The organism is Paraburkholderia suaedae, assembly GCF_040812055.1.
Lineage (GTDB): Bacteria > Pseudomonadota > Gammaproteobacteria > Burkholderiales > Burkholderiaceae > Paraburkholderia.
Genome location: NZ_JBFOAH010000022.1, coordinates 90899 through 117059 on the forward strand (window position 1 = coordinate 90899; position 26161 = coordinate 117059).

22 protein-coding genes and 2 pseudogenes are annotated in these 26161 nt (G+C 62.4%); 9 read left to right on the forward strand and 15 right to left on the reverse strand.

Annotation, left to right across the window (positions count from 1 at the left end):
* From ABQJ48_RS26190 to ABQJ48_RS26200, 3 genes are all read left to right on the forward strand, one after another.
* Positions 1-1287 (forward strand): MlaD family protein, encoded by a 1287-nt coding sequence (locus ABQJ48_RS26190; protein ID WP_473094190.1) that lies wholly within the window; start codon positions 1-3, stop codon positions 1285-1287.
* Positions 1284-1919 (forward strand): PqiC family protein, encoded by a 636-nt coding sequence (locus tag ABQJ48_RS26195; RefSeq protein ID WP_473094188.1) that lies wholly within the window; start codon positions 1284-1286, stop codon positions 1917-1919. The genes ABQJ48_RS26190 and ABQJ48_RS26195 overlap by 4 nt, the downstream gene beginning before the upstream one ends.
* Before the next feature lie 331 nt (positions 1920-2250).
* Positions 2251-3234: a diguanylate cyclase domain-containing protein gene (locus ABQJ48_RS26200; protein WP_367840872.1), complete on the forward strand. Its 984-nt coding sequence runs from the start codon at positions 2251-2253 to the stop codon at positions 3232-3234.
* Between the two features lie 94 nt (positions 3235-3328).
* Here ABQJ48_RS26200 and ABQJ48_RS26205 read toward each other — a convergent pair whose 3' ends face one another.
* The 11 genes and pseudogenes from ABQJ48_RS26205 to ABQJ48_RS26255 form a co-directional block, all read right to left on the reverse strand.
* Entirely contained in the window at positions 3329-3505 is a 177-nt protein-coding gene (locus ABQJ48_RS26205) for a hypothetical protein (protein ID WP_367840873.1), read from the reverse strand.
* 109 nt (positions 3506-3614) lie between these two features.
* Complete coding sequence (locus tag ABQJ48_RS26210) at positions 3615-3932, reverse strand: four-helix bundle copper-binding protein (RefSeq protein WP_367840874.1); 318 nt, start codon at positions 3930-3932, stop codon at positions 3615-3617.
* An 82-nt stretch (positions 3933-4014) separates the two neighbouring features.
* Positions 4015-4181: pseudogene (locus ABQJ48_RS26215) on the reverse strand (helix-turn-helix domain-containing protein); the annotation flags it as partial.
* 169 nt (positions 4182-4350) lie between these two features.
* Positions 4351-5017, reverse strand: a pseudogene (locus ABQJ48_RS26220) (porin); the annotation flags it as partial.
* 313 nt (positions 5018-5330) lie between these two features.
* Positions 5331-6692 carry an MFS transporter gene (locus ABQJ48_RS26225; RefSeq protein WP_367840875.1) on the reverse strand — a complete coding sequence of 454 codons (1362 nt, stop codon included), beginning with the start codon at positions 6690-6692 and terminating at the stop codon, positions 5331-5333.
* Between the two features lie 290 nt (positions 6693-6982).
* On the reverse strand, positions 6983-7957 hold the full coding sequence (locus ABQJ48_RS26230; protein WP_367840876.1) for a LysR family transcriptional regulator: 975 nt from the start codon (positions 7955-7957) through the stop codon (positions 6983-6985).
* Between the two features lie 4 nt (positions 7958-7961).
* Positions 7962-8747 (reverse strand): gamma-glutamyl-gamma-aminobutyrate hydrolase family protein, encoded by a 786-nt coding sequence (locus ABQJ48_RS26235; protein ID WP_367840877.1) that lies wholly within the window; start codon positions 8745-8747, stop codon positions 7962-7964.
* Entirely contained in the window at positions 8744-10003 is a 1260-nt protein-coding gene (locus ABQJ48_RS26240; RefSeq protein WP_367840878.1) for an NAD(P)/FAD-dependent oxidoreductase, read from the reverse strand. Before ABQJ48_RS26240 ends, ABQJ48_RS26235 begins: the two co-directional genes overlap by 4 nt.
* Positions 10004-10007: 4 nt before the next feature.
* Positions 10008-10331 (reverse strand): 2Fe-2S iron-sulfur cluster-binding protein, encoded by a 324-nt coding sequence (locus ABQJ48_RS26245; RefSeq protein ID WP_367840879.1) that lies wholly within the window; start codon positions 10329-10331, stop codon positions 10008-10010.
* Between the two features lie 26 nt (positions 10332-10357).
* On the reverse strand, positions 10358-11794 hold the full coding sequence (locus ABQJ48_RS26250; RefSeq protein WP_367840880.1) for a glutamine synthetase family protein: 1437 nt from the start codon (positions 11792-11794) through the stop codon (positions 10358-10360).
* Positions 11795-11852: 58 nt separating this feature from the next.
* Positions 11853-13169 (reverse strand): Rieske 2Fe-2S domain-containing protein, encoded by a 1317-nt coding sequence (locus ABQJ48_RS26255; protein WP_367840881.1) that lies wholly within the window; start codon positions 13167-13169, stop codon positions 11853-11855.
* 386 nt (positions 13170-13555) lie between these two features.
* Here ABQJ48_RS26255 and ABQJ48_RS26260 point away from each other — a divergent pair, with 386 nt between their 5' ends.
* The 3 genes from ABQJ48_RS26260 (at position 13556) to ABQJ48_RS26270 (ending at position 17162) form a co-directional block, all read left to right on the forward strand.
* On the forward strand, positions 13556-14287 hold the full coding sequence (locus tag ABQJ48_RS26260; protein ID WP_367840882.1) for a GntR family transcriptional regulator: 732 nt from the start codon (positions 13556-13558) through the stop codon (positions 14285-14287).
* A 148-nt stretch (positions 14288-14435) separates the two neighbouring features.
* Positions 14436-15119: a nitroreductase gene (locus ABQJ48_RS26265; protein ID WP_367840883.1), complete on the forward strand. Its 684-nt coding sequence runs from the start codon at positions 14436-14438 to the stop codon at positions 15117-15119.
* Between the two features lie 213 nt (positions 15120-15332).
* Positions 15333-17162 carry an ABC transporter ATP-binding protein gene (locus ABQJ48_RS26270; protein ID WP_367840884.1) on the forward strand — a complete coding sequence of 610 codons (1830 nt, stop codon included), beginning with the start codon at positions 15333-15335 and terminating at the stop codon, positions 17160-17162.
* 234 nt (positions 17163-17396) lie between these two features.
* Here ABQJ48_RS26270 and ABQJ48_RS26275 read toward each other — a convergent pair whose 3' ends face one another.
* The 3 genes from ABQJ48_RS26275 to ABQJ48_RS26285 form a co-directional block, all read right to left on the reverse strand.
* A complete protein-coding gene (locus ABQJ48_RS26275; protein ID WP_367840885.1) occupies positions 17397-17675 on the reverse strand; it encodes a hypothetical protein in 279 nt (92 codons plus the stop codon).
* Between the two features lie 360 nt (positions 17676-18035).
* Positions 18036-18593 carry a DUF3005 domain-containing protein gene (locus ABQJ48_RS26280; RefSeq protein ID WP_367840886.1) on the reverse strand — a complete coding sequence of 186 codons (558 nt, stop codon included), beginning with the start codon at positions 18591-18593 and terminating at the stop codon, positions 18036-18038.
* 419 nt (positions 18594-19012) lie between these two features.
* Positions 19013-19282: a hypothetical protein gene (locus ABQJ48_RS26285; protein WP_367840887.1), complete on the reverse strand. Its 270-nt coding sequence runs from the start codon at positions 19280-19282 to the stop codon at positions 19013-19015.
* A gap of 1244 nt (positions 19283-20526) precedes the next feature.
* Here ABQJ48_RS26285 and oxlT point away from each other — a divergent pair.
* Together oxlT and oxc are read left to right on the forward strand one after the other, a co-directional pair.
* Positions 20527-21858, forward strand: a complete 1332-nt coding sequence (oxlT, locus tag ABQJ48_RS26290) for an oxalate/formate MFS antiporter (RefSeq protein ID WP_367840888.1) — start codon at positions 20527-20529, stop codon at positions 21856-21858.
* A gap of 65 nt (positions 21859-21923) precedes the next feature.
* Positions 21924-23666, forward strand: coding sequence for an oxalyl-CoA decarboxylase (oxc, locus tag ABQJ48_RS26295; protein WP_367840889.1), 1743 nt, complete (start codon positions 21924-21926; stop codon positions 23664-23666).
* Positions 23667-24072: 406 nt separating this feature from the next.
* Here the strand turns inward: oxc and ABQJ48_RS26300 are convergent, their stop codons facing one another.
* Positions 24073-24249 carry a hypothetical protein gene (locus ABQJ48_RS26300; protein ID WP_367840923.1) on the reverse strand — a complete coding sequence of 59 codons (177 nt, stop codon included), beginning with the start codon at positions 24247-24249 and terminating at the stop codon, positions 24073-24075.
* Between ABQJ48_RS26300 and ABQJ48_RS26305 the strand changes: the two genes are divergently transcribed.
* Entirely contained in the window at positions 24242-25453 is a 1212-nt protein-coding gene (locus ABQJ48_RS26305) for a PQQ-dependent sugar dehydrogenase (RefSeq protein ID WP_473094189.1), read from the forward strand. The genes ABQJ48_RS26300 and ABQJ48_RS26305 overlap by 8 nt on opposite strands.
* Positions 25454-26161 lie beyond the last annotated feature (708 nt).

A 26161-nucleotide genomic window follows, 5' to 3' on the forward strand; every position in this document is an offset into this window, starting at 1 on the left:
ATGCGCTTGCGGCGCACGCAGGCCGAAGTCCGGCACAGCGCGTGGCCGGGCTGGATCTGGGCGGTTCCGATCGCGGCAATCGGCGTGGCGGGATGGCTCGGCATCCGTGCGCTCGTACACGGCGGCGAAACCGTCACGGTGACGTTCGACAACGCCTACGGGATGAAGCCCGACGATACCAAGGTCACGCTGCGCGGCCTCAACGTGGGCAGCGTCTCCGAGATCGCGCTCGCGCCCGACGGGCAGCACGTTGACGCCAAGCTCAAGATCGACAGTGCTGAAAAAAAATATCTGCTCGGCGGCACGAAGTTTTATCTGCGCGGTGCACAGCCTGACTTCAACGATCTGTCGTCGATCAAAGCGCTGGTGGCCGGACCGGAAATCGTGATGGAGCCCGGGCCGGGCAAGCCCACGGAACACTTCGTAGGCACCGATCGGCGACCGGCGCTCGCGCCACGGCATGGCCCGGTCGTCGCCTACATGGTGCGCTTCGACGGCGCGGTGGGCGATCTCGACGATGGCGCCGCCGTGGAGTTGCGCGGTTTTCATGTGGGGACCGTGGTGAGTGTGCACCTGAGCTACGACGCCACTACGGGCGCGCTCAGCACGCCGGTGCGCATCGCACTCGATCCGTCGGCGCTCGGTATCGTCGGCGCTCCGCCGCCGGCCAACGGCGACTGGCGACCCGTCGTTGACGGCATGCTCGCGCGACTCGTCGCGCAGGGACTGCGCGCGCGTCTCGCGCAGAATCCGCCGCTCGTCGGGCCGCGCCTCGTCAGCCTCGACTTCGTGAGCGACGCGTCGAGCGCAGCGCTCACTGCGCAAAACGGTACGCCGGTGATTCCCAGCGTCGCGTCCTCCGACATGGACGCAATCGCGTCACGGGCAGATCAGGTCATCAAGAAGATCAACAGTCTTCCGATCAAGGAAACCGGAGAACAGGTGCGCAGCATCGCAGCACACGTGAACGCGCTGACTGCCTCGCCGCAGATCAAGGACAGCATCACGCACATCGACCGGGCCGTGACGGAGGTCGATCGCACGCTACAGCAGGTATCGCCGCAAATCGGACCGCTCGTCGCGCAACTGCGCGAGACGGCGAACTCGGCCGATCAGGCCGTCGCTGCCGCGAATCACACGCTGGGAGGCGACGCGGCGAGCCAAAACGACCTGCCCGCCGCGTTGCGTGAGCTCACCGATACGGCACGCTCGATCCGTGCGCTGGCCGACTATCTCGATCGCCATCCGGAAGCGCTGGTTCGGGGCAGGCAGGAGGAACGACCATGACGCGCAGACCCGCGCACCCGTCCCGCCGGCCGTGGGCTGCACACAGGACCGCGCCTGTAGCGCTCGCAGCGATAGCGGTCGCGCTGACCAGTACGACCATGGCGGGATGCGGGCACAGCCCGCCGACGCGCTATGTGACGCTAAACGCGTCGCCCGCTGCCGCGCCGCTGGCAACGGTCCAACTTCAGCCCATTCAGCTGACTGCGGTCCACATTCCCGCCGAGCTCGATCGGCCGGAAGTCGTCACGCAAGTCTCACCGAACCGGCTGGCGGTCGACGAAACAGACCGGTGGGGCGCACCGCTCGCGCAAATGATGCGCCGGACCCTGGCGCAGAATCTGATGACGCGCTTGCCCGCAGGCTCTTTCATCCTGCCGGACGCGCCGGCGCCGGCCGACACCCGCACGCTGGTCGTCACCGTGCTGAATTCCGAAGCCGATGCAAGCGGGAAGTTGACTTTACAGGCGGCCTGGACGCTGTTGGCGGGACATCCTTCCCGCACGACATTGACGCGCGAGACAACGCTCAGCTCAACGATGTCGGAGCGCGACGCGGCGGGCCAGGCTGCTGCACTCAGCGATGTTTTGGGACAACTGGCCGACCAGATCGCGAGGTCGATCGCGGGGCAATGACTGGTGTCGAAAGCATCGAAAGCAGGCGATAAAACCCGGCGCGCAGGGTGATCGGGGAGTCGCCAGAGTCAGCCAGGGCACCGCATAGCCGGTACGTTCCCGAACCGTCTCTAGCGCGAGGCCGGTCGGCCACCGGGTCGCTGATTCTGCTCTGCGCTGTCAGCCAGTCTCTCGTCGTCGAGACGCTCGCCCGAGTTAAACTACCCGCCAATAAATTTCAGATTCAGGCGGGGTGGCTGGCATGAGCGCGGCGGATTCTCATTCTTGGCCCTGGCAGGCGGTTTTTGGCGCGCATCGGGAGAATCCCGAGAAGGAGCAAGCGGTCCTGCGTATGTCGCTCGGCACCCTCGTGCTTCTTGCGTACCTCGCTGCCGCGTTTGTTTTCCGCTCGAGAAACGCTTTTGCGACGCTCGCGGTAGTCGCGTTCTATGTGACGTTCGGAGTGGCCACGTTCGTGGCCGTCAGCCGGGCGCCGGTGCGCTCGCGTCTGCGCTTGACGCTGACCACGCTGGTCGACCAGGCCACGGTGATAACGGCTCTGGCGGTTGGCGGCCAGGCCACGCTCCCGCTACTGTGGGTCATATTCTGGTTCCTGGTGGGCGCCGGCTGTCGCTATGGGCAACGCATGCTGGGCTTGTCGTGTGCGGTCGCGCTCGCAGGTTTCGCGGGCCTCACCCTCTGGCAACCGTGGTGGCGCAATAACATCACGCTGGGTTTGGGCGTGGCCTCCAGCGTGGCGGCCACCTCGCTCTATTTGGCGGTGCTGGTGCACCGACTGACAAAGCAGGCTGCTACCGACCCGTTGACAGGACTGGGCAATCGCGTCCGGCTCGAACAGGCCATTGGGCGCACGCTCGCCGCTCGCGATGGCGAGGCGAGTCGAACCGCGTTGCTTCTGATCGACCTGGACGGCTTCAAGGAAGTCAACGACACCCACGGACACACGGTGGGGGACGAATTGCTTCGGAGCTTCGCCACGGCCCTGATGAACCGCATGCGGCGTGGCGACACGCTCGCTCGCCTCGGCGGCGACGAATTCGTGGTGCTGGCCCACCACGTCCATGACAAGCAAGGCGCGCTCAGCATTGCCGACAGCATTCACGCGATTCTCGGCAATGTGCGGACCGCCGGCGGCCATCCTGTCGCCGTGTCCGGCAGCATTGGCGTGTGCATGCTCGCGAAAGCGACCGGTGCCGCGCCTCTCGATGCCCGCAGCGCGATGCGCGCTGCCGACAGCGCGATGTACCGCGCGAAGACGCGCGGAGACGGCCAGACCGCGTTCGCCGACGCAGCCGACATGCGACCGGGCGGCTGAGCGGGCGCGGCAGCGGCTGCCGCACCGGCAGATCGTCTGGCGTACGGCGGCGACCCGGCAGAACGCCGCCGCTCGGCCGCGTCGCTGGCCCTGTCTAGCCCGCTTCGCCCACGTCCTTCGGGTCCGGCAGTTCGTGGCCGCGACCCGGTTTGGGCGGAGCGGGTTCGTTCGTCAGCGAATCTTTCTGTTGCTCGCTCAGACGTCTGTCCCCTGCGGTTGGATCGGTTTCGGTTTGACGCGGCGGCGTCGGGCGTGCGGATTCGGTAGGCATGTGAACTCCATGTCAGTGTGAACATTCGCGAGGGCGCAGGAAACGTGCCGTGGCGCAGCGCCGGGATGAGGCGCGCATATGGCTCGCCCTTCCAGCCCACGCTCCACCCTCACATCGCGCGGCATGCTTCCGCGCAGACTCGGCAGGCATCGCTACACGCGCGGCAATGATCGGCGGGATGGCGTCCGCATTCGTCTGCGCACGCATCGCAAATGCGGGCGCACAGATCGCAGAAATCGCGCATGAATTGCGTCTCACGCGCGAGCGCCTCCGACGTGAAGCGGCACAGCGCCGAGCAGTCCAGATCTAGGCGGATGCACTTTTCCATGTCGGGAAGCTGCCCTTCGGCAATGCACGCGGACGCGCATTGGGCGCACGCCGCCGCGCAGCGGTCGAGCGCGCTGATCGTATCGATGAATTCGCTCATATCCAGTTCCTCGTTATGGAAAGACTGGCGGGATAGCTTCTGCGAGCCAGCAATGACTATTCCTGTGCCGAGCTGCGACGCCATCTCTTGCCACATCCGCGAGCATTTGCGCCGCTTCGGTCGACTTCAGGTTGCGGCCTTCATGCGTGAACAGCGCGCGGTGTAACCCTGGTCGAGCGAATGCAGCGCCCGGTGCACGCTGACCGTGCTCACGTTCGGCGCCTCGGCCGCTTTTGACAGATTTCCGGTCAACCTGTGCAAGACCCCGTGACTTCTGTCACCGGGTCCCTGTGCTCGCCAGATCCAGCGATCTCCTGATCGCCGATGAGAACAATTTAGGTTTTACCGGTTGCCATCGACGCACTAGTTGCGATGTTTTCGTTCAGCACGAGAAAGCGCCCGACGCGTGCCCGCCCCGTTAGAATGAATGCCGAACGCCTATCATCGCGCCGAGCTGCCCGACCCCCGCCGCCGGTGTCGTGCCCCCCCCCGCCCGCGCTGACGGAAAAGCGCGCATGTGCGCTGTTCCACAGATACGCAACGTTGCCGTACACGGCGGTTCGCTTCGACAGGAAGTACGTGGCACGCAGGCTCGTCATCGTGGCGCGTGCGTCCTGCTGCGGCACCACGACGCGATAGGCTTCGCCGTCGACGGCGAACGTGGGCGTCACATAGTACTGTGCGCCGAGGTAAAACAGATTGGAGCGCACGTCACCGTCCGCCTGGTTCGATTGCACGCGGCGCCCGATCCACCCGCCGCCGAGCTTCACGCCAGCGAAATTCACGTACCCGTTGGCCTGCAGACGCGCATCCTTGTCGCCGCTGCCGCCGATTCCAATCGGCGCCACGCCATTGAAGAAGTTCGCCGCCGCGTTTTTCTTGCCGCGTTGCACGTCGTAAGCCGTGGCAACGCCGAAGTAAGTGCCGTCGTATTTGAGCATTGCGCTCCATTCGCGGCATTGGTTGACGTCGCCGGGCACCTGGCCTGCGCAGGTGCCTTGCCCGGGGGAATTGCCCGTGCCCGTGCTATCGCGTCCGAACGACCAGGAAGCGCCCGCCGTGAAGCCATAGAACTTGCCTTTATATAATTTTCTATGGACGTCGCTATACGCGGGACATATCGACTGATGCGCATGCGATTTGCGCCGGCACTATCCTGGGAGAGCGCCCACATGAAATCGATTCAAGCGAGGTTTGAACGGTTCGGCGCGGATTGAACAATGGAGTCGCGTGCACACCACCGCCGACTGATCGAAGTTAAAACAGGCTTTTGGGCGCGAGCGCTCGCGCTCGCCGTATGCTGATCGTGCGACCCCAAAGACAAGATGCCGTTTCGTTTCAAGGTGCAGCGTCGATCCGAGGCTCGCCGCAATTGCGCCAAACCTCAGTCATTCACCGCTAGTGCGCGAGCGATTCGGCATCCGGAACTTCGGACGCGTTTGCGCTCGAACCCGTCGCCTGCTTGATCAGTAGCGCGACGCACGCCACAGCGCCCGACATCGCGACCACTGTAAATATGCCCGGCAGACTGACGTGCTGCCGCGACAACTGAGCGACGAGAAACGAGCCCGCAATACCGCCAAAGCGCCCGACGCCCAACATCCACGCCACACCTGTGCCTCGCCCCGCCGTTGGATAGAACGCGGCAGCGAGTGCGGGCATCGACGCCTGCGCCGTATTCACCAGCACGCCCGCGACGAACACCGCGCCCATCAGCAGGCCCATGTTGCCGGTGGCCTGACCGATCGCATACACGCTGATCGCGCCCAACGCATACGCGGCAGCCACCACACGATTCGGATTGAAGCGATCCATCAGCATGCCGCATAGCACCGTCCCCACGCCGCCCAGCGGAAATAGCGCGGAAACGAGTGCCGCGCGCTGCGTAGTCAATCCCGCCTCCTTGAGAAGGACCGGCATCCAGTTGACGAGTCCATAGAAGATGACCAGACCCATGAAGTAGCACAGCCACAACATCACAGAACCGAGAATGAACGTGCGCGACAACACCACACGTATGCCGCCGCTGCCCGGCACATGCCTGACGGATTCGTGCATCACGAAAGCATCGGCAAGCCGCGCGTGCTCAGTGATGCGAACCAGCACGTTGCGGATCTTCTCCACCGGCTGCTGCCGCGCGACCATATAACGGATCGACTCGGGCAAGCGCAACACCAGCAGCACAGTCAGCAGCAACGGCACCGCGCCGCCGAAAAGCAGAACACTGCGCCAGCCGAACTGCGGAATCACCCACGCCGCGATGAATCCGCCGAACGCGGCGCCCAACGGAAAGCCGCAGAACATCAGATTGACGATCGTGGCGCGTCGGCTGTCCGGACAGAACTCACTCATCAGCGTCACGGCGTTTGGCATCGCAGCGCCGAGTCCGATGCCCGTAATAAACCGCAGCGTGGTCAACTCCGCCAGATCGCGGGCGTAGGCCGAAGCGAAACACGCTACGCCGAACAGCAGCACGGACAAGGTCAACACGAGGCGTCGCCCGCATCGGTCCGACAGCGGTCCTGACAGCAAGGCGCCGCACGCAAGCCCGAACAGCGCGGCACTGAGCACAGGCACGAGCGCCGCCTTGCCGATATGCCATTCCGACAGCAGCGAAGGCGCGATAAAGCCGATCGCTGCCGTGTCGAAGCCATCCATCAGCACGATGACGAAGCACATTGCAAACACGAGCCATTGAAAGCGCGAGAAAGGGTGCTCGTTGACGAGCGCTTGTATATCGACAGTCCGGGTCTCTTCCATTGCATCCTCACTGATGGGATTGAACTGTCGGCGTCGTCACGCCAGCAGTTTGCTGGGTGCCTCGCCGATCTATAGGCGGCCACGATAAGAGCGCCAAATATGGCCAACAACCCGGTGAAGCACGCAAGCGGCGCGCAATCGCGCAGCGCGCCGCGTCGCAAGCGTCGCGCGATGTACCTGGTTGAATCAAGAAGACCTGCGTTTCAGGCCGTTTCGACGACGTTGGCGAGACTGCGCGCCCATCCAGGCGCACAGTGAATTGTTTGCATAGCGATCGTGAACGGACCGGATCAGTAGCAGCGGACCTGTCGCGCGACATCGGCAAGCTGTTGCCGCAGCCATTGCAGCGCGGGGTCCGCGTCGTTGCGCTCGTGCCAGACCACGCGCACGGCGACGTTGGGGCAGTCGTAAGGCGTCGCGCACATTTTCAGTTCGCCATGGCGCTGCATTTCACGGCCAAGCGGCGAGGGCACCAACGCGAGCATGTCGCTATGACGAAGCAGCGCCGGAATGGCGAGCGAATGCGCAACCGACATGCGCATGCGCGGCATATCCGCTGAATCCGCAAATGCGCGGTTCAGCGCATCGCGGTTAAACATCTCGGACTGCCGCGCCAGTCCGCGCTCGACGATGAAGCCGCTCACCGCACCCTCTTCCTCGCCGCCCTGCGAGATCGCGACGAGCGGATAAGTGAGCAGATCGCTGCGCGTGATCGCGCGCTCGGCGATGGGGTGATCGCGCTGAAGCAGCACCACATCGGTTTGTTCCCACAGCGTGGCCGAGCGCAGGCGCGTGGGCAGTTCCGCGAATATGCCGAGCGCCACATCGATCCGGCCGACGTCGATCTGTCCCGCGAGATCGAGACGCGTCGCCGGCCGGACCACCAGATCGACCAGCGGCGCCTCGGCGGACAATCGCTGACTGAGACGGCCAAGCACCAACGACGTGATGTAGTCGTTCGCCGCGACGACGAACTTGCGTCGTGCCACACGCGGATCGAACGCATCCACGCCGAGCGCGGACCGGATCTGCTGAAGCGCGCCGCGCACGTGGGCGGCCATGCCGATGGCGCGCACGGTCGGCTCCATGCCCTTGCCCGTGCGCACGAACAGGTCGTCGCCGAGCACCTGGCGCATGCGTCCAAGCGCGTGGCTGATCGCGGATTGGCTCAGGTGCAGGCGTTTGCCTGCAAGCGCGAGATTGCGGTCTTCGAAGACTGCGTCGAACACGCGCAACAGGTTAAGGTCGATGCGGTCCACTGACATGATGCTAAGCCTCATGAGGTACGGTCGAAAGCTGCGTCGCACGGCGGTATCGGCGGCAACTCTCGCCAAACGCTTCGAAGATCGAACGCGACAGCGCATCGTCATTCGCCATCACTTCCGGGTGCCACTGCACGCCAAGCGCAAATTCGTGTCCGTCCACGCGGCAGGCTTCGATCAACCCATCCGGTGCGCGAGCTTCCACGACAAGGCGTGACGCGAGCATGGCGACACCCTGTCGATGCAGAGAATTGACGCGTACGTGTCGAGCGTTTGCGAGCGCGGACAACATGCCTGCGGGCGTGAGTTCGACTTCGTGGCGGTATCGATAGCGCGTGGGGAGATCTTCGGCGAGGTCTTCCAGATGGTCCTCGGCGTGACCGGCAGCGTAAATGTCCGTGTGAAGCGTACCGCCCAAAGCGACATTCATTTCCTGAAAGCCGCGGCAGATGGCGAGAACGGGCATCCCCCGCGCCGCCGCGCCGCGCATCAGGGCAAGCGCGACGTGATCGCGGTCGGGATCGACCAGCATGTCGCGATTTGCGTTGCCGCCGTACCTGTGCGCTTCCACGTTCGATGCGCCGCCCGGAAGCAACAGTCCGCTCACGCTGTCGAGATAGTCATCGACCGATTGCATGTCACGCGATGCCGGAATCAGCACGGGGTTGACGTTCGCAGCTGACATCAGCGCACGGACATAGCTGTGCTTCGCCCCGTGCAAATCATGTTCGCCGAGAAAGAAGCGGTCGCACACCACTCCAACGAGGGGACGGCCGCGTTGTGAAACGCTCATGGCGCGACTCCTCGAGCCGCATGCGCGACCGGACTGGCGAGGCGCTTGAGGTCGAATGCGGGGTCGCGCACGTCTTCCGGCGTCACGGATGAGCCGTTCGCGAGCAGTTTGCGCGCGAGCATGTGGTCCTGTGGCCGGTTGATGCTGTCCACCGCGATCAGCTGGGCGTCGCGGAAGTAGAACAGCGAGAACTTCCTGTCCTCGACGATGCCGTGCATCGCGTAATCGGTAAAGCCGGCGTTCACGCCCGCCATCTGCAGCTTCAGGTCGTACTGATCGGACCAGAACCACGGCACCGCGCGATAGGCTTCCGGTCTTCCGAGAACCGATGCCGCTGCCGTTTTGGCCATATCGTTCGCATTCTGTACCGATTCGATGCGGCATGCGCGCGTGCCGGGCGGCGCCCAATGCGGGACGAAAGAAGCGCAATCGCCGGCGGCGACGATCGACGCGTCGCTGGTGCGCGCGCTTTCGTCCACCAGGATGCCCCCTGCCACCTGCAACCCGCAGTCTGCGGCGAGCTCGGTATTGGGAATGACGCCAATGCCGACCACGACGATATCGCAGGGCAAGCGTGCGCCGTCGTCGAGTTCCACGCAGACGCCGCCACGCGTCTCGTGCAGCGCCACGACCTTGCGGCCGAATTCAAAGGCGACGCCATGATCGACGTGAACCTGCACCATGAAGTCCGACATCCACGGCGACGCGACACGCGCAAGCAGACGCGCTTCAGTCTCGACGACGCTTACTTCGACGCCCTGCTGACGCAGCGATGCTGCCGCCTCGAGACCGATATAGCCGCCGCCGATCACGACCGCGCGCCGCGCCGTGCGCGCCGCCTGCGCGAGCCGCCTCGCGTCGCGCAGATCGCGAAGATAGTGCACGACATCGAGTGCGGCGCCCGGGCAATCGAGCTTGCGCACGCGCGCGCCCGTCGTCAGCGCGAGATGGTCGTATGCGATCCGTGAACCGTCCTGCAGTTCGATCTCGCGCTGCCGGCGGTCGATATATGTTGCGCGCGTCGACGGCATCCATTCAATGCGCGCCTCGTCAAAAAACGCCTGCGAGCGCAGCGGCAAACGGCTCTCTGCATAGCTGCCCGTCAGAAAGCCCTTGGACAGCGGCGGACGTTGGTAAGGCGCATCCGGCTCGTCGCCGAGCAGCACGATACGGCCATCGAAGCCGAGTTCGCGCGCTGACGCGGCGAGCTGCACCCCCGCGTATGACGCGCCGACGATCACCAGCGTGCGTTTCATGATGTCACCCTTGCTTCGGGGGAATCTGCACGACCAGTCCATTCATTCCGGCCGGCATGACGAGCTGGCAACTCAGACGGCTCTCGGGTCGACGCTCGGCGGCAACGCCGTCGAGCAGTTCCAGTTCGGATTCGTCCGGCAATGCAAGCTCTGCCGTCGACGAGGCGTGGATATACACGTGACAGGTCGCGCACGACAAACACCCGCCGCATTCCGCATCGATGCCGCGCACGTTGTTGTGAATGGCGGCTTCCATTACGCTGGTGCCGGCTGGCACGTCGATGTCGCGGCGTTCGCCGTCGCGCAGAATGTAAGTGACAATAGGCATGACATCTCTCCTTGATGGGCAACCCGTCAGAACGTTTCGAAATACTCCCGGTGTTCCCACTCGGTCACTTCGAGATTGAATCGATTGATCTCCGCTTCTTTCAGCTTGCAGAAGTAGTCGATGAACGCACTGCCGAATCCTTCGCGCAGACACTCATCGGTACGCAGCGCGGCGATGGCATCACCCAGCGTGCGCGGCAGTGCATTGGCCTCGGTTTCGTAGGGCGTGTCCGCGGACGGCGGCAACTCGAGCGCGCGCCGCAGGCCATCCAATCCCGAGAGCACCTGCGATCCGAAGTACAGGTACGGATTCGCAGTGGGTTCCCCCACGCGGTTCTCGACCCGCGTGGCGGGATCGTTCTGGCCGCCTAGTACGCGCAGCATCACGCCGCGGTTGTCGCATCCCCAGTTCGCGCGATCGGGCGCATTCGAATAAGGCCGATAACGGCGATAGCCGTTGATGGTCGGTGTCGACAACGCCGTGGCGCCCGGCGCGTGCCCGAGCACGCCCGCGAGATATCGTTGCCCGATTGCCGAGAGCGGCGCGTCGGCATTCGTCGGCATGAACGCGTTGATGCCATCGGCGATATGCACGAGCGACTGGTGCAGATGCCATCCGCTCGACACGACATTGGGAATGCGCGGGCGGCACATGAAGGTGGCGTGATAACCGTTGCGCTGGCAGATCTGCTTGACGGCGCTGCGAAACAGAATCATGTCGTCGGCGCTCCTGATGCCTTTGGTCGGCGCAAACGTGAACTCGAACTGACTCGGACCGTATTCGACTTCGAGCGACCGGACAGGCAATTCGAGCCCCGCGATGCCGTGCCTGAGCATTTCCATCACATGATCGACGGCGTCGTAACGCAACTCCGTCAGATACTGATAACCGTGCGATAGCAGTTCGACATCGGGCGGGGTGCCCGGCTGACCCGAGTGCTCCGGCTTCATGTTGGGATCGGTGACCTTGAAGACATGAAACTCGACTTCGAGGCCGGACACGAATTCGAAGCCGCGATTGCCGAGCTGTTCGAGCGCGCGGCGAAACAGATGCCGCGTCGCGAAAGGCACGGGACTGCCGCTCGCGAAGTGAAGGTCGCACAGCACCCAGCCCGTATGCGGCGCCCACGGCAGAACGCGGAAGGTTTCGGGATCGGCGACCATCAGCGTGTCGCACGCGCCCTGCATTTCGGGCATGTCGAAGCCGCCGCCTGCGGTGAACACGGGAAACACCGTGCGGTGCGACGTATCTTTGGCGAGCAGTGTGCTCGTCAGCGTGACGCCGGACTTGAATGCCCGAATCGCTTCTTCGACGACGAGCGTCTTGCCGCGCAGCAGTCCGTGCTGATCGGGAAACGAGAAGCGGACCACTTGCACGTCGTGCTTTTTCAGGCGTTCCAGCAGTTCGGCGTAGGCGGCATGCTGGGCGGGCGTCCACAAACCATGGTTTTCGACGAAAGACATTGTGCTTCGCGCGGCAGTTTAGCGGCCACGCGCTCCATTCTGGTTGCGGGATACGTCCTCAGGCTTTCGGCGCTGGCCAGGGCGCGGCATCCCGACGCTTGGCGTCGGAGGCCTTCCAGTAGTCGTCCCAGCCGTCGGTGGGCCCGATGCCGTCGATCGATGCCGGTCCGGTCAGGCGAGCCGCCTGCTGTTCGTCGATCATCATCAGCGTCTTCGCGCCGGCCTGGCTCTTCTCGATCGCATCGACGAGCAGACGCCGGAACGCGATGATGCCCTTGTCGGTCGTACCCAGATGCTCGCGTGTGCGGTCCTGGATCACGCCCTGCGATTCCACGGCCCACTGGTCGTGGACGTTGATGTCAAAGCCCATTCCCGTGTAGGTCTGGCTCTGCTGCTCGTCGATATCGAAGCCGTAGTTATTGCGTTTGTTCTTGCGCGACGTGTAATCGGGCAGTTCGTACAGTTCGAGCCGTTGCTCGCGCATCTGCGCCTTGTTGGTCGGCGCGCCGAAGCTCATGAAAATGGCGTACCAGTAGCAGTTCTCGTCATCCACCGGCACGTGCCATTGCGTGATCGTCATCTCCGCACTCATCGGAATGACGAACGCCTGCGGAAACACCACGTTGGTCACGCGAACATGCGTCTGCGTTTCGTTGAGCGGACGCTTCGCGATCAGGCGAAGCCCATAGTCTGCAGGACTAACCAGAATCTCGGGGGATTCGTATTCGCGCAGCACTTTGGTGATCGGCATATCCGAGTCCGCCGACGCGCCGCGGAACTGCTTGCCATAGCTTTCGCTCACGTCTTCGTCTTCGAAAAAGCGATGCAGGAACGATGCGTGGGCGGGATCGATGCCGACTTCCAGGGCCTGCAGCCAGTTGCACTCGAAGAGACCCTTGAACGCGAACGTGTATTCGCTGGGCGCGGCGAAGCAGTCGAAGTTCGGAAACGCAGGCGGTTCGCCGCTTCCGATGTACGCGAACAGGATGCCGCTGCGCTCGACCACCGGATACGCGCTTTGCCTGACCTTCTTGCACAGCGTGCTGCCGACGGGCTCGCCGGGCGTCGACAGGCAGCTTCCGTTGACATCGAAGAGCCAGCCGTGAAATGCGCAGCGCAGACCGCCCGCTTCGAGACGTCCCGCGGCAAGGTCCGCGCCGCGATGCGGGCAGTCGCGATCGAGCATGCCGTAGCGGCCCTGCTCGTCCTTGAACACGACAAAGTCCTGGCCCATCAGCCGTACTGCGCGGACTGGCCGCTGCGTGGGCAACTCCTCCACTAATGCGACCGGCTGCCAGTAATTGCGCAACAGCTTGCCGGCTGGCGTGCCTTGGGCGACGCGGGTGATCGTCTCGTTTTGCTGGGAACTCATCATGGCTTGTCTCCAGGTGGTCTGGATGCGAGAAGGGACTCGCTGTATGCAAATCGGCTTCCGATGACTGCGAAGAGTAGACTATCGAATTCATCGATTCAAGTTCTGTATGCAAGCTGACCGCTACGCGACGAAACACGTGCACCCAAAATGAGCCATCGCCACGCGATAATACATTGATTTTATGGGTTAAACATCATAACATAGGGACTTTCCCTAGGAGGAATCGCCGTTCGTCATTTCTCATCGCCGCGCGTCATTGCATACATTAAAGAACATCGCGCCACGCCAATCGAAACATTCGCACCCGATTTCGTCCCACATGTCCTACAATCGGGCATGCGACGGCCGCGGGCGTCTCGCCCCGCAACAGCGCACCGGAGAACCCAATGGAATCCCAGCAAGAACGCGTGTTGGTCTATCTGCGCGATCTGATCCTCAAAGGTGAATTCGCACCCGGCGAACGTCTGGGCGAAGTCGCGCTCGCCGAGCGGCTGAAGGCGTCGCGCACGCCCGTTCGGCTGGCCCTCACCACGCTCGAACAGGAAGGTCTCGTCGAGCCGTCGCCGTCGGGCGGCTACGTCATGCGGCGCATCACCGCCGCGGAAATCGCGGATGCGATCGCGGTGCGCGGGCATCTGGAAGGCATGGCGGCGCGGCTCGTGGCCGAGCATGGCGTGCCGCGCCAGCTATCCAACGGACTGAATGAGTGCCTGCGCGCCGGCGACCGCTTGCTCGCGAAGTCCGAGCTCGATCTCGACGACTACGCCGCCTACACTGACATGAACAACCGGTTCCACAAGCTGATCGTCGAAGGCTCGGGCAACGCGGCGCTCATCCGTGCAATCGAAATGAACAACCGCCTGCCGTTTGCCGCGGCAAGCGCGATGCTACCGATGCAGTCCGCCATCGAAGAAGGCCGGCAATGGCTTTTCATGGCGCATCAGCAGCACCACAGCCTCGTGCAGGCGATGGAACGCGGCGAAGGCACACGCGCGCAGTGGCTGGCGACGGAGCACGTGCAGATCGCGCAACGCAATCTGACCTATGCGCTCGATCGCCCCGAGGTCTATATGAAGCTTGCGCCTGCGTTGCAGCTGGTCGCGGAAGCGGTCTTGTAAGGGCGATCCCGGCCTCACACAATCCCCTCTGAATGCCGGCCAATACGAAGTTCTGCAAGTCCATCTTGCAGATTCTTCAGCGCCGGCCGCGCTTCGGGTATGGCATGATCGGCTCAATGTTTTTCCAAGCCGTGGAGACCGGCCCTAAATGAATTCGGACACCTATATTGTCGACTCGGTTATTCGATCGAGGCGAGCCGTGCGGGTCTTTCGCCCGGACCCGATTTCGAAAGCGGACGTCATCGAAATCCTCGATGTGGCGCGAACCGCGCCCAGCAATTCGAACACGCAGCCTTGGCGCGTCTATGTACTGGGTGGCCGCTCGAAACAGCAGCTCAGCGATGCACTAACGCGTGCTCACGAGTCCGAGTCTCATCCGCCGCTGCATCACATGCCGCAGCCTTTGCCTGACCCGCTGCGCCCGAGGCAGGAAGAATTCGGAGTGCGATATTACGGCGCACTGGGCATCGACAAGACCGATATGGAAGCGCGGTCCCGTGCGACCGGCAGGAATTTCGATTTTTTCGGAGCCCCGATCGGGATGATTTTCACGATCGATGCCCGCATGAAGAAATACAGTTGGCTCGACTATGGGTTGTTTCTTCAGACCATCATGATTGCGGCTCGCTCCCGCGGTTTCGATACGTGCCCGCAGGTCTCCTTTGCGCGTTACCAGACAGTCATCGCAAACCATCTTGAGATCGAACCGGGCCACGAAGTCGTCTGCGGGATGTCTCTTGGTTACGCGGATGACGACTGCGTCGTGAATCGGCTCCAGATGCCGCGTGAACCGGTTGACCGGTTCGCAAGATTTGCGGGGCTCGACGAATAAAGGCGACACCCGCAGTCGCTCGTTGCAGGCTTGGGCCCTGCGCAAGAGCCGCCTCACATCACGCGAGCGGACCGGCGCAACGTGGCAACGCATGCGGCACAGAGGTTGCGCAGTTCCGCTGCCGGAGCGAGCTACCGCGTCCTCCTTGCGCCGTCGAGCCCAATGCTCCGCGCAAGCAGGTCATCGTCCCGGTCGCGGACGAGGAGCCAACGCATGCGAGCTGCAACCGATGTCGACCCGAGCCGCGCTGGACGTGTGCGCCGGCGCCGGCAATCGCGCGAAATCTCGAGATATGCGGGCAAGCCCGTCCGCCTGCTTTGGCGCTATGTCGGCCGGCGCAAGCTGGCCCATGCCGTCGTGCTCGCAAGTGTCGTGGTCGCCGTGGCTTGCGCACTGGGATCGCAATATGGCATCAAGAATCTTGTCGATGCATTGCCTGCAGGACGCGCCCATCCGGGCACGGTCATACGCGCCTTCGCGATCCTGGTCGTGCTGATTCTGGCCGACAATCTGTTCTGGCGAATCGGCGGCTGGATGGCCGCGCGCGCGTTCGTCGCCGTGACCGGCGATATAAGAAACGAAATGTTCGCCTATCTGCTGGCACATGCCCCGGTATTTTTCGCGGACAAGCACCCCGGCGTCCTGTCGAGCCGCGTCTCTGCGATGGCGAATGCGGTGTACACCATCGAAAACACCATTGCATGGACCGCACTGCCACCGTCTCTCACGCTGGCAGGCTCGATTGCGTTGGTCGGCCTGGTGAGCGTCCCGATGAGCGTTGCGCTCGTCGCGATCTCTGGAGGGCTCGCCTGGTGGTTGTTCCGGCTCGCGAAGAAGGGAACCGCACGGCACGAGGCGTTTGCCGGGCAGGCCGCTTTCGTGGATGGCGAACTGGTGGACGTGATCGGCAATATGAACCTCGTGCGGGCTTTCTGTGCGCTGTCGTTCGAGCGCCGACGCCTCGACGCGACGCTGCGCTCCGAAGGCTCGGCGCGCACACGAAGCCTGCTGTTCCTCGAAAAGCTGCGGCTGCTGCACTCCATCGCCACCACCCTCTTTTCCGCAGGACTTCTGGGCTGGACCTTGTGGCTATGGACCCAGGACCGTGCGACGACGGGCGACGTGGTGCTTATCAGTTCACTGGGATTTGCGATCCTTCACGGAACGCGTGATCTGGCCGTGGCGCTGGTCGAGCTTACGCAACACCTCGCGCGTCTGAGCGAGGCAACGCAGACGCTGCTGGCGCCGCACGAGATAGTCGAACGCGGCAATACGCAGCCGCTACGAATCGAACAGGCGACGGTGGATTTCGACAAGGTGTCGTTTTCCTATTCCGGGCGCCGGCCCGTGCTCAAAGAACTAGACCTGCACATTCGCGCCGGCGAACGGGTCGGCCTGGTTGGTCCTTCTGGCGCCGGCAAATCCACGCTCTTCGCTTTGCTGCAGCGCTTTTACGAACCGCAGAGCGGCTGCGTGCGCGTTTCCGGACACGATATCTCGCGCGTGACGCTCGATAGTTTGCAGGCCGCCATCTCGATCGTGCCGCAGGACGCCTCACTGTTTCACCGATCCTTGCTGGATAACATCCGCTATGGGGTACCTGATGCCACCGAGGCCGACGTTCGCCGTGCGTGCGAAGACGCGCACTGCATGGACTTCCTTGCTGCGCTGCCTGGTGGACTGAACACCATTGCCGGCGACCGCGGCACGAAATTGTCAGGCGGCCAACGCCAACGAATCGCCATCGCGCGCGCCATTCTGAAAGACTCGCCAATCCTGCTTCTCGACGAAGCGACTTCGGCGCTCGATACCGCTTCCGAGCTCGCCATTCAGTTGGCACTTGAACGGTTGATGCGAAATCGCACGGTCATTGCCATTGCGCATCGACTCTCCACATTGGAGACGTTCGATCGCATTGTCGTCATCAATCGGGGCCGTGTGGCCCAGGACGGCTCGCCCGCAGCATTGGCGGCAGTGCCAGGCATCTATCAGGACACGCTTGCCCGCCAGCGAAAACGGATCGCCGCGCGGGAGGTATCTTGACACGGGTCTCAAGCGATTGCAGATCGCCAGTCGTGGAAGAGAACGTGCGAATGCTGCGCGCTCGGGCAGAAGCGCTGCGTTTCCCATGTAAGCCGGATCGGCCGGTCAGTATGCCGCGGTGATCGTGGTGCGCGCCGCCGCGGCAGTAGTGCGCTTTCTGGCCTCAGCGAATGCCTTCGCCCTGGCGTCGTTTGCGCCTGCGAGTACCCCCAGATGCTAAGGCGGTGCCTTTCTTCACTGTGCCGCCGACGCCGCAGTGTCCGACGCACCCTTCGCGTGCGGCGCTTTCTGAGGCATACGCGTGGGCGACTTCGACATTGTCGATCCAGTGGAACTGGAATTCGTGCCGGTCGCCCCCGTGCCGTTGGGCGTGCCCATACCCGCGCCGCCCTGTCCACTCGAGCCGCCGCCAGCCCCGCCTCCGCCGCCGCCTCCTGATCCCTGTGCAAATGCGCCGCCGGCGAACGCCAGCAGCATTGCGGAACACACGACTGCTTTACCTATGCCTCTCATGATTGCCTCCCTGGATGACGCCAGGCTGGATTTAACGTGCAGCCCGGCTGCGCACGAACGGACTCGTGTCCCGATGTCAGTGGGGCGCGACTCATCGGCGCCCCGCGGAGCTGACCGTCGTGTCGTACCCGGTTCCTTGGCTTCAGTCGTCGCGACCTGACAGAAGCGCGCGGCAGCAGGCCCAGCGCCAGAAAGTTTTATCGTCGCTGCTGGGACTGACGTCGCCCAAGACAGCGTATATGTCGGAGGCGGCTTTGCAGATTCCCATGCCAGCAAATCGCGCGCCTCATTGTTCCGTGCGGATTCTTTGATGCAAACGGGGCCGTGCCGCGGCGCTCATTACCAGTATCGCGGTCGTGATCATTCGGTTCTCTCCAACCGGATCACATGCTCGGCCCGGGCACCGTTGAACTGCTGCTCGTACACGGTGCCCGCAATACCGACGTGAAAACCGCTGCGGGGCAAAATGTCGGGCATGTTGCCGGTCGGCCTGCTATCAATGCCGCCCAATCCGTCCGCGGGCGCCGGTACATTGTTCTCCAGGGTCGCGTTCGACGTAATGATGTTGTCATGCCATACCGACAGGTCGCGTTTCGCTTCGAGCGATTTACCATCTGTGTCGACCGTATCGTCGGTTGCATCCATTCCCGCACTATCAACGGAGACAATGCGGCTATTCGCTCGCTGCACGCGGGTCGCGCCATTGCGCGTTAGGTTGTCGATTTTTATGGAAGGCGACGGGTCCGCGTTTTTGACGTCGGGCGCTTCGGCCGATCCAACGTGAGACGTTCGTCCGAATCGCACCGCCTGAGTCGCCGCATCCGGGGAACTGGTTCCCGTAGCCGGCGTTTTCGCGGGACTCTTTGCGGCCATGCGGTTCTGTTGTGCCTGGGATGGGTTGCCTTCGGCGTTCTGCATGTTTCACACTCCCTTTTCCAAGAAGGTATCGAACCCAGAAGTAGTATCGCGGTGACCGGGCCGTCTGCAGCAGCGCATCGCGCTTACTGCGTCAGGCGATGAGCATCGCAAATGTCGCGCTCACGTGGTCATCGAACACGACACGTGCGCAATGACGCCAATACCGTTGCATCGGAGTCTGTCGGCAGCCCGAGAATCACGCAGTCTTCAGGACCCCTTGGCGAATGCCTGGACCGGCGCTGACGTGCGATTTTCGCAGCCGCGATTGCGGATGTTCGAGGCCTGCACCAACGGCGCGAACTGCCGAAGACATTCGCGCGCGCTCACGCGCCAACCCGCGCAACGTCGGCCTCGAGCGTGAAGAATCGCAACGCCGGTCTGCCGTAACGCAATGCTCGCTCGAGCAGTTCACCAGCCGTTTAAACCCGCAAGTCCTGCCGACGCTCGGCGACGGGCCTTGCTTCAGTCACGGCCAGATACCGATCGGCAATCTCGCGCGCCTGGCGCGCGGCGAAGTCCAGGGCGTCTCCCAACGTCACGCGACCGCATCGGCCTCTTCGCTCGAGAACCATGCGATGCTCCGGGCCGCGGTCCTCGACCTTGACCACCCAGAGAAAACCGCCGTCTGAGTCGCGGACCGCCGAGCAAGCAATGGTAATGTCGGCCAGATCGATCGTTCTCACTCGCATGTCCGCCTCCTGTCTCTCGCCCGTGGATATGCGCATCGGTCGTGCCCAACACAGGGCACCGTGGCGGCCATCGCGCGGGGAAAGCATCGCGTGTCGAAGCCTCTGGTAAAGGCCACGAATAGCCCGCTGCAACGGCCTCGACGACTTCCGCCAAGGGCCAGGTGATGAGCGGCCACGCCACTGAAGGAAAGCACCGGTGCACCACAATTCCCACTTGTCTCGCACCTGTCGCGCTCCGCGTCGTTCACTTGTGCTCGCGCGTGACAGCGCCTGGCAAGATTGTCGGGGCGTGCATTCCATTGCCATTCCATTGGCTACAAAGAGCCGCAGTTAGAGTTGCGCGAAGCGTTGTCGAATTTCATGGCGGGTGCCGGGCAAGTTCTGCCGAATTATCCCGAAGGCACCCTGTCGCGTTGCGCGCTGTGCCGTCACAACGAGAGAGCCAACGGTAAAAACGGCGTCCTTAAAAAACGCCTGCCCAGACGACGGCAAACGTTTTTTGTTCATCCCGGATTGGACTAACGGGACGACCCCGCCCGATACACCTGCAAAGTTGCAAGCGCGACATAGACGCTGAAACAGCACCGCGACGAACCGTGAGCGCGCGTGCCCCCATTGCAGTGCGCAGCGTGATGTTGCGCGTTGCAGTAATTACGCGTCAGCGGTGTAGCCACTACACTGCGGATGCGTCTCGTTCACGTCGTCAGTCCACCAGGGAATACCCGCTGGCGAGGATCGTCTGTACTGACTCGATGACCGGCGTCTTGATCGGCAACATCGTCGCGCGTTGCGGGGCCAGTGCCAGTCTCAACTCCTCCGAAGGCGCGCCGCAATCGAGCGAGCGCCCCTAGTCCGCGTGCGCATGCCATTCGAAAGCCGACGCGCGACTCCGAGCCGCCCATCTGCGCAAAGATGCTGACGTACCGTGCATTGAGCGGAATACTTTTCCCGGGATCTGGGCGCGGGCAGCGATCTTTACCATTACATTTGCCTAATGCAAACCATAAAATGTTTTAACTTTGATTTATCGGGTATCGCGCGCAGCATCTCTTCTCATATGGAGCGCATGCAGCAGCTTCCGACTCCACTGTTGTGCGGACAACGAGCCACAGTTCTCGCTAGTGCAGTTCTTCTGGCCAACCATTGGCACTTTTTGGCCTCAGGCACAACCAGCGGTCAAGCGAGTCGATCACGCAGGTCCAACGCGCCGGTTGAGCGCGACGGAATAGAAAGGAGACGGAGACATGGCACTTTCCACTGTATCGGACAGCGTGCGCGCACCCTTCTGGCATCACCGGTGGATGCAACTCGCGATCGGCATCGTGTGCATGGGACTCGTGGCCAATCTTCAGTACGCCTGGACCCTTTTCGTCGTACCGATGGACAACGCCCACCATTGGGGCCAAGCAGCGATCCAGACGGCGTTCACGGTATTCATCGTGACCGAAACCTGGCTCGTACCGGTCGAAGGCTGGCTCGTCGACAAATTCGGGCCACGCCCGGTCGTGATCGGCGGCGCGCTGTGCGCGGCGCTCGGCTGGATCATCAACGCACATGCGACCAGTCTTTCCATGCTGTACGTCGCGGCGGTCATCGCGGGTATCGGAGCAGGCTGTGTGTATGGCACCTGCGTCGGCATGGCGCTTAAATGGTTTCCGGACAAACGCGGCCTCGCAGCGGGTTTGACCGCGGCGGGTTTCGGCGCCGGCGCGGCCGTCACGGTCATACCGATTGCCAACATGATCCAGCGTTCGGGCTACGAGCACACGTTCATGTTCTTCGGCATTTTTCAGGGTCTTTGCATCCTGCTGCTCGCCACCATGCTCGTGCGGCCCAAGCCGCCCGCTTCCGCGATCCCGGCTAAACGAATCGTCGCAAGCAAAATCGACTACACGTCCGGCGAGATGATCCGATCGCCGCTCTTTTGGGTGCTGTATCTGATGTTCGTCTTCGTTGCAGCGGGCGGCATCATTGCGACCGCACAGCTCGGACCGATCGCCAAGGAATATGGCTTTGCGAAGCTTCCCGTGAGTCTGATCGGCATCACGCTGCCGCTTCTCACGATGACGCTTTCGATCGACAACCTCTGCAATGGATTCACCCGTCCGTTGTGCGGTTTTCTGTCGGACCGCATTGGGCGCGAGAACACGATGTTCATCATCTTCCTGGGTGAAGGCGTCGCACTGCTGGGGCTGATGCAGTTTGGCCATAACCCGTATGCGTTCATGTTCTTCGCGGCCGCCGTCTTCCTGTGCTGGGGAGAGATCTTCTCGATCTTCCCCGCGACCTGCGCGGATACATTCGGCAGCAAACACGCGGCTGCGAATGCGGGAACGCTTTACACCGCTAAGGGTACGGCCTCGATGCTGGTGCCGATCGCATCGCTTCTGTCGGCCAACGGCGGCTGGGGCACCGTGTTCATCTCGGCGGCGGTGATATCGATTGCCGCCGCGGTATGTGCGAAGTTCGTCCTTGCACCCATGAGAAAGCGCTGGATCGAAAACTCGGCGGCGCCAGCAGGCGCGGCCCTTATCGAAGCACGGTTGCAGCAGTGGCCTGGCGGCTCGGCTGAATAAACGACAGCGCGAACCCACCGCTACCATTCACCACTATTAAACAACGCTCCCCGAGGAGAGACGCCATGGCAGAAGTCGACCAGCCCACAACAGACGACACGTCGAAACAACAGGCGACCGAGACGACCGACGGATTCCATCTAGTCATCGACGCGCTGAAACTGAACGGCATCAATACGATCTTCGGACTGGTCGGTATTCCCATTACCGACCTCGCGCGACTCGCACAAGCCGAAGGAATGCGTTTCATCGGCTTTCGCCATGAGCAGCACGCGGGCAATGCCGCCGCCATTTCCGGCTACATCACGAAGAAGCCGGGCATCTGCCTGACGGTGTCGGCACCCGGCTTTTTGAACGGCCTGACCGCGCTCGCCAATGCGACCACGAACTGTTTCCCGATGATCCTGATCAGCGGGTCGAGCGAACGCGAAATCGTCGATCTGCAGCAGGGCGACTACGAAGAAATGGATCAGTTGAATGCCGCGAGGCCCTACGCGAAAGCCGCGTATCGCGTGCTCCATGCGCAAGACATCGGCATCGGTATTGCGCGGGCGATCCGGGCTGCGGTATCCGGGCGGCCAGGCGGCGTATATCTGGACTTACCCGCCAAACTGCTCGCGCAAACAATGGATGCCGTGAAGGCGCAGCAGTCGCTGGTGCAAGTGGTCGACGCCGCACCGCGTCAATTGCCGGCGCCGGAATCCGTCAAGCGTGCAATCGACCTGCTGAAAAGCGCAAAACGTCCGCTGATCCTGCTCGGCAAAGGTGCGGCGTACGCCCAGGCTGACGCGGAAATCCGCGCTTTCGTCGAGCAAAGCGGCATTCCGTATCTGCCGATGTCGATGGCCAAGGGCTTGTTGCCCGACACGCACGAGCAATCCGCATCGGCAGCGCGCTCGTTCGTGCTGCAGGAAGCCGACGTGGTCGTGCTGATCGGTGCGCGTCTGAACTGGCTGCTCTCGCATGGTAAAGGCAAGACCTGGGGTGCGCAGCCGAAGCGGTTCATCCAGGTGGATATCTCGCCGACCGAAATCGACAGCAACGTCGCCATTGCCGCGCCGGTGATCGGCGATATCGGTTCATGCGTAGCGGCGCTTCGCGCCGGCCTCGATGCGAGCTTCGTCAAACCGGGCGCGGAGTGGATCGGCGCGATTGCCGAGCGCAAGAACAAGAATCTCGCCAAGATGGCCGCGACGCTCGACAAGAACCCGTCGCCGATGAACTTTCACAGCGCGTTACGCGCGATTCGCGATGTGTTGAAAACGCGCCCGGACATTAACGTCGTCAACGAAGGCGCCAATACGCTCGACTACGCGCGCAGCATTATCGACATGTACGAGCCGCGCAAACGCTTTGATTCCGGCACGTGGGGAATCATGGGTATCGGTATGGGCTTCGCCATCGGCGCGGCGGTAACGACAGGCAAACCAGTGGTTGCGATCGAAGGCGACAGCGCCTTCGGATTCAGCGGCATGGAACTCGAAACGATCTGCCGTTACGAGTTGCCGGTTTGCACGGTCGTATTCAACAACAACGGTGTATATCGCGGCACCGACGTGAACCCGACGGGCGGCAAGGACGTTGCGCCTACTGTGTTCGTGAAGGGGGCGCGCTACGACAGGATGATCGAGGCATTCGGCGGCATCGGCTATCAGGCGAGCACGCCTGAAGAACTGACGAAGGCACTCGTCGAGGCAATCGCATCCGGCAAACCTAGCTTGATCAATGCCGTTATCGACGAAGCGGCCGGCACCGAAAGCGGCCGCCTGACAAACCTGAATCCGCAAAGCGCGGCAATGAAAAAGTAATAAGAAGGCGCTTGCGCGAATGTGGTAGTTTGGCCGATGGGGAGCCAAAGCGGTTTAGCGGCGGCACCCATCCCATGCCTGTTGATGCACTCGCGCCCGCGAGTACGGCGCCGTGTGCGCTGCCGTCAGCAATTGGGGCGCTCGGATTTATACGCAGGCCGACGTCATGGAAAGCGCCATCGACTTTCAGCGACTTGCCAACGCAATCGGCGACGCGATCGCCATCAACGGGAGAAACTCCGATGCCCGTCACGTTAGTGCAAAATTCAGCGCGGCGGTGAATCCGGCACATAGGACTGCCAGGTTTATCCGACCACGAGCCGTGATCCAACCAACGGATTGGCAGCTGATCCGCCGGAAAAGGTTTGGGCCTCAGTAAGTAATCTTGTCGCGGGCAGGCTTTTTGCTAACACAAAGCAGCCCACCACTGGATACTGAACATGCGCTTGATCAATCGCCTCGTCGTTTCGATGACTTTGCCGCTGGCCGCCTGCGCGATCGGCCCGTCAGCTGCGAGCGACACCGGTTTTGGCGCCGCACCTGCGCTGCCGGCCCCCGAACCCTCGCTGATTTCAATGGTCAACATCGCGCCTGTTCAAGCGCGGCCTGCCGGTTTCCTGCCCACCGCTCCCAACGGATTCTGCGTAACTGAGTTCGCGGGCGGCCTCGCACACCCGCGCTGGCTTTATACGTTGCCAAACGGCGACGTACTGGTGGCGGAAGGCGATGCGCCCAAACCGCACGACGAGGGCAGCGGAATTTTCGGCTGGGTCAGAGCTCAGGTCATGAAGCTCGCCGGCGCCGGCGTGAAGAGTCCCGATCGAATCGTGCTGTTACGGGACCCGAATGGAACCGGGGTTGCCCAGTTGAATGCCGTGTTTATCCGAGGCCTGCATTCGCCGTTCGGAATGGCGCTGATCGGAGATAAGTTATACGTTGCGGATACAGACGCGTTGCTGCGTTTTAACTACGTTCCCGGCGCTACGGAGATAGCCGGCCCCGGACTCAAAGTTGCCGATTTGCCCGCCGGCCCGATCAACCACCATTGGACAAAGAACATCCTCGCGGATCGCTCGGGCAAACATTTGTACGTTACGGTTGGATCCAATAGCAACGCTGCGGAAAACGGCGTCGAGGCCGAGCAGGACCGCGCACGGATTCTCGAGTACGACGTGGACAGCGGTCGCTTGCGACCCTACGCGACAGGACTGCGCAATCCTAACGGCCTTTCGTGGCAGCCGGACAGCGGCGCATTGTGGACTGCAGTCAACGAGCGAGACGATCTGGGCAACAACCTCGTTCCGGATTACATGACGGCGGTGAAGGACGGAGCCTTCTACGGCTTTCCCTATAGCTACTACGGCCAGCACGTCGACACGCGAGTCAAGCCGCAGCGGCCCGACCTGGTCGGCAGGGCTATCGTGCCGGACTATGCGCTGGGCAACCACACTGCCTCGTTAGGTCTTGTCTTCTACGATCGGACACTGTTCCCCGCGCACTATCGGGGCGGCGCATTCGTTGGCCAGCATGGTTCGTGGAACCGCAAACCGCGAAGCGGCTACAAGGTGGTCTTCGTGCCATTCGTCGATGGAAAACCTGCTGGCGCGCCCGAAGATTTCTTGACCGGTTTCCTGACACCGGATGGCCACGCCGTGGGGCGGCCAGTCGGCGTCGCGCTAGATGCCCGCGGCGCTCTGCTGGTGGCGGACGATGTAGGCAATGCTATCTGGCGCGTTGCGCCGTGTGGCGACACCAACGCCGCCAACAATTCATCGACTGGCAACTGATGCGATTGTCGGATCACGCTGCCGCTGGACCGTCGTCGATGTGAAAAGCCATCGTGCTTCACCTCACAGTCTGCATAACGCTGGCTTCAAGTTCATTACAACCATAGCGTCGATTCAATGCAGACCATAAATAAGGTTTACTTTCCGATTTCCCGCGACGCCGCCATTGTGTGAACGTAATAACCGGTACGCGGCCACAGCCCATGAAATGCGCGGTTGCATCCATGGGCGTGTCTATTTTCTCCTTGTGACCATTTCTTGCGATTCCTTAATAAATGAATCCTTGCTAGCCGACGGAACGTGAAATACACCAATAAACAGAAAGGAGACGGAAAGATCAACAAGCGCCTGATGAGCTGGACGTTTGTCGCCGCGGCCACGTTGGCCGGTTGCGGAGGGCGAGACAACCTCACCCCACCGCCCCCGCCCAAGCTATTGACGAACATCGCCGGGCAGAATGCTGCGAGCCCGCCATTCAGTTTCGATATTGGTTACGTCGAGGCCGGCAAGTACTTCCTGGCGGACCGCAATAACAAGGCAGTCGATGTCGTCGACATCCAATCCAACACGCTGACCGCACAGATTCCAGGGCTCTTCGCAGGTGCCGGCGCGAGCACGGACGCGTCCGGCCCCGACGGAATCGTAGGGATCACCGGCACGAACACGATTTATGTCGGCGACGTGAACTCGGTCAAGGTCATCGTGCGC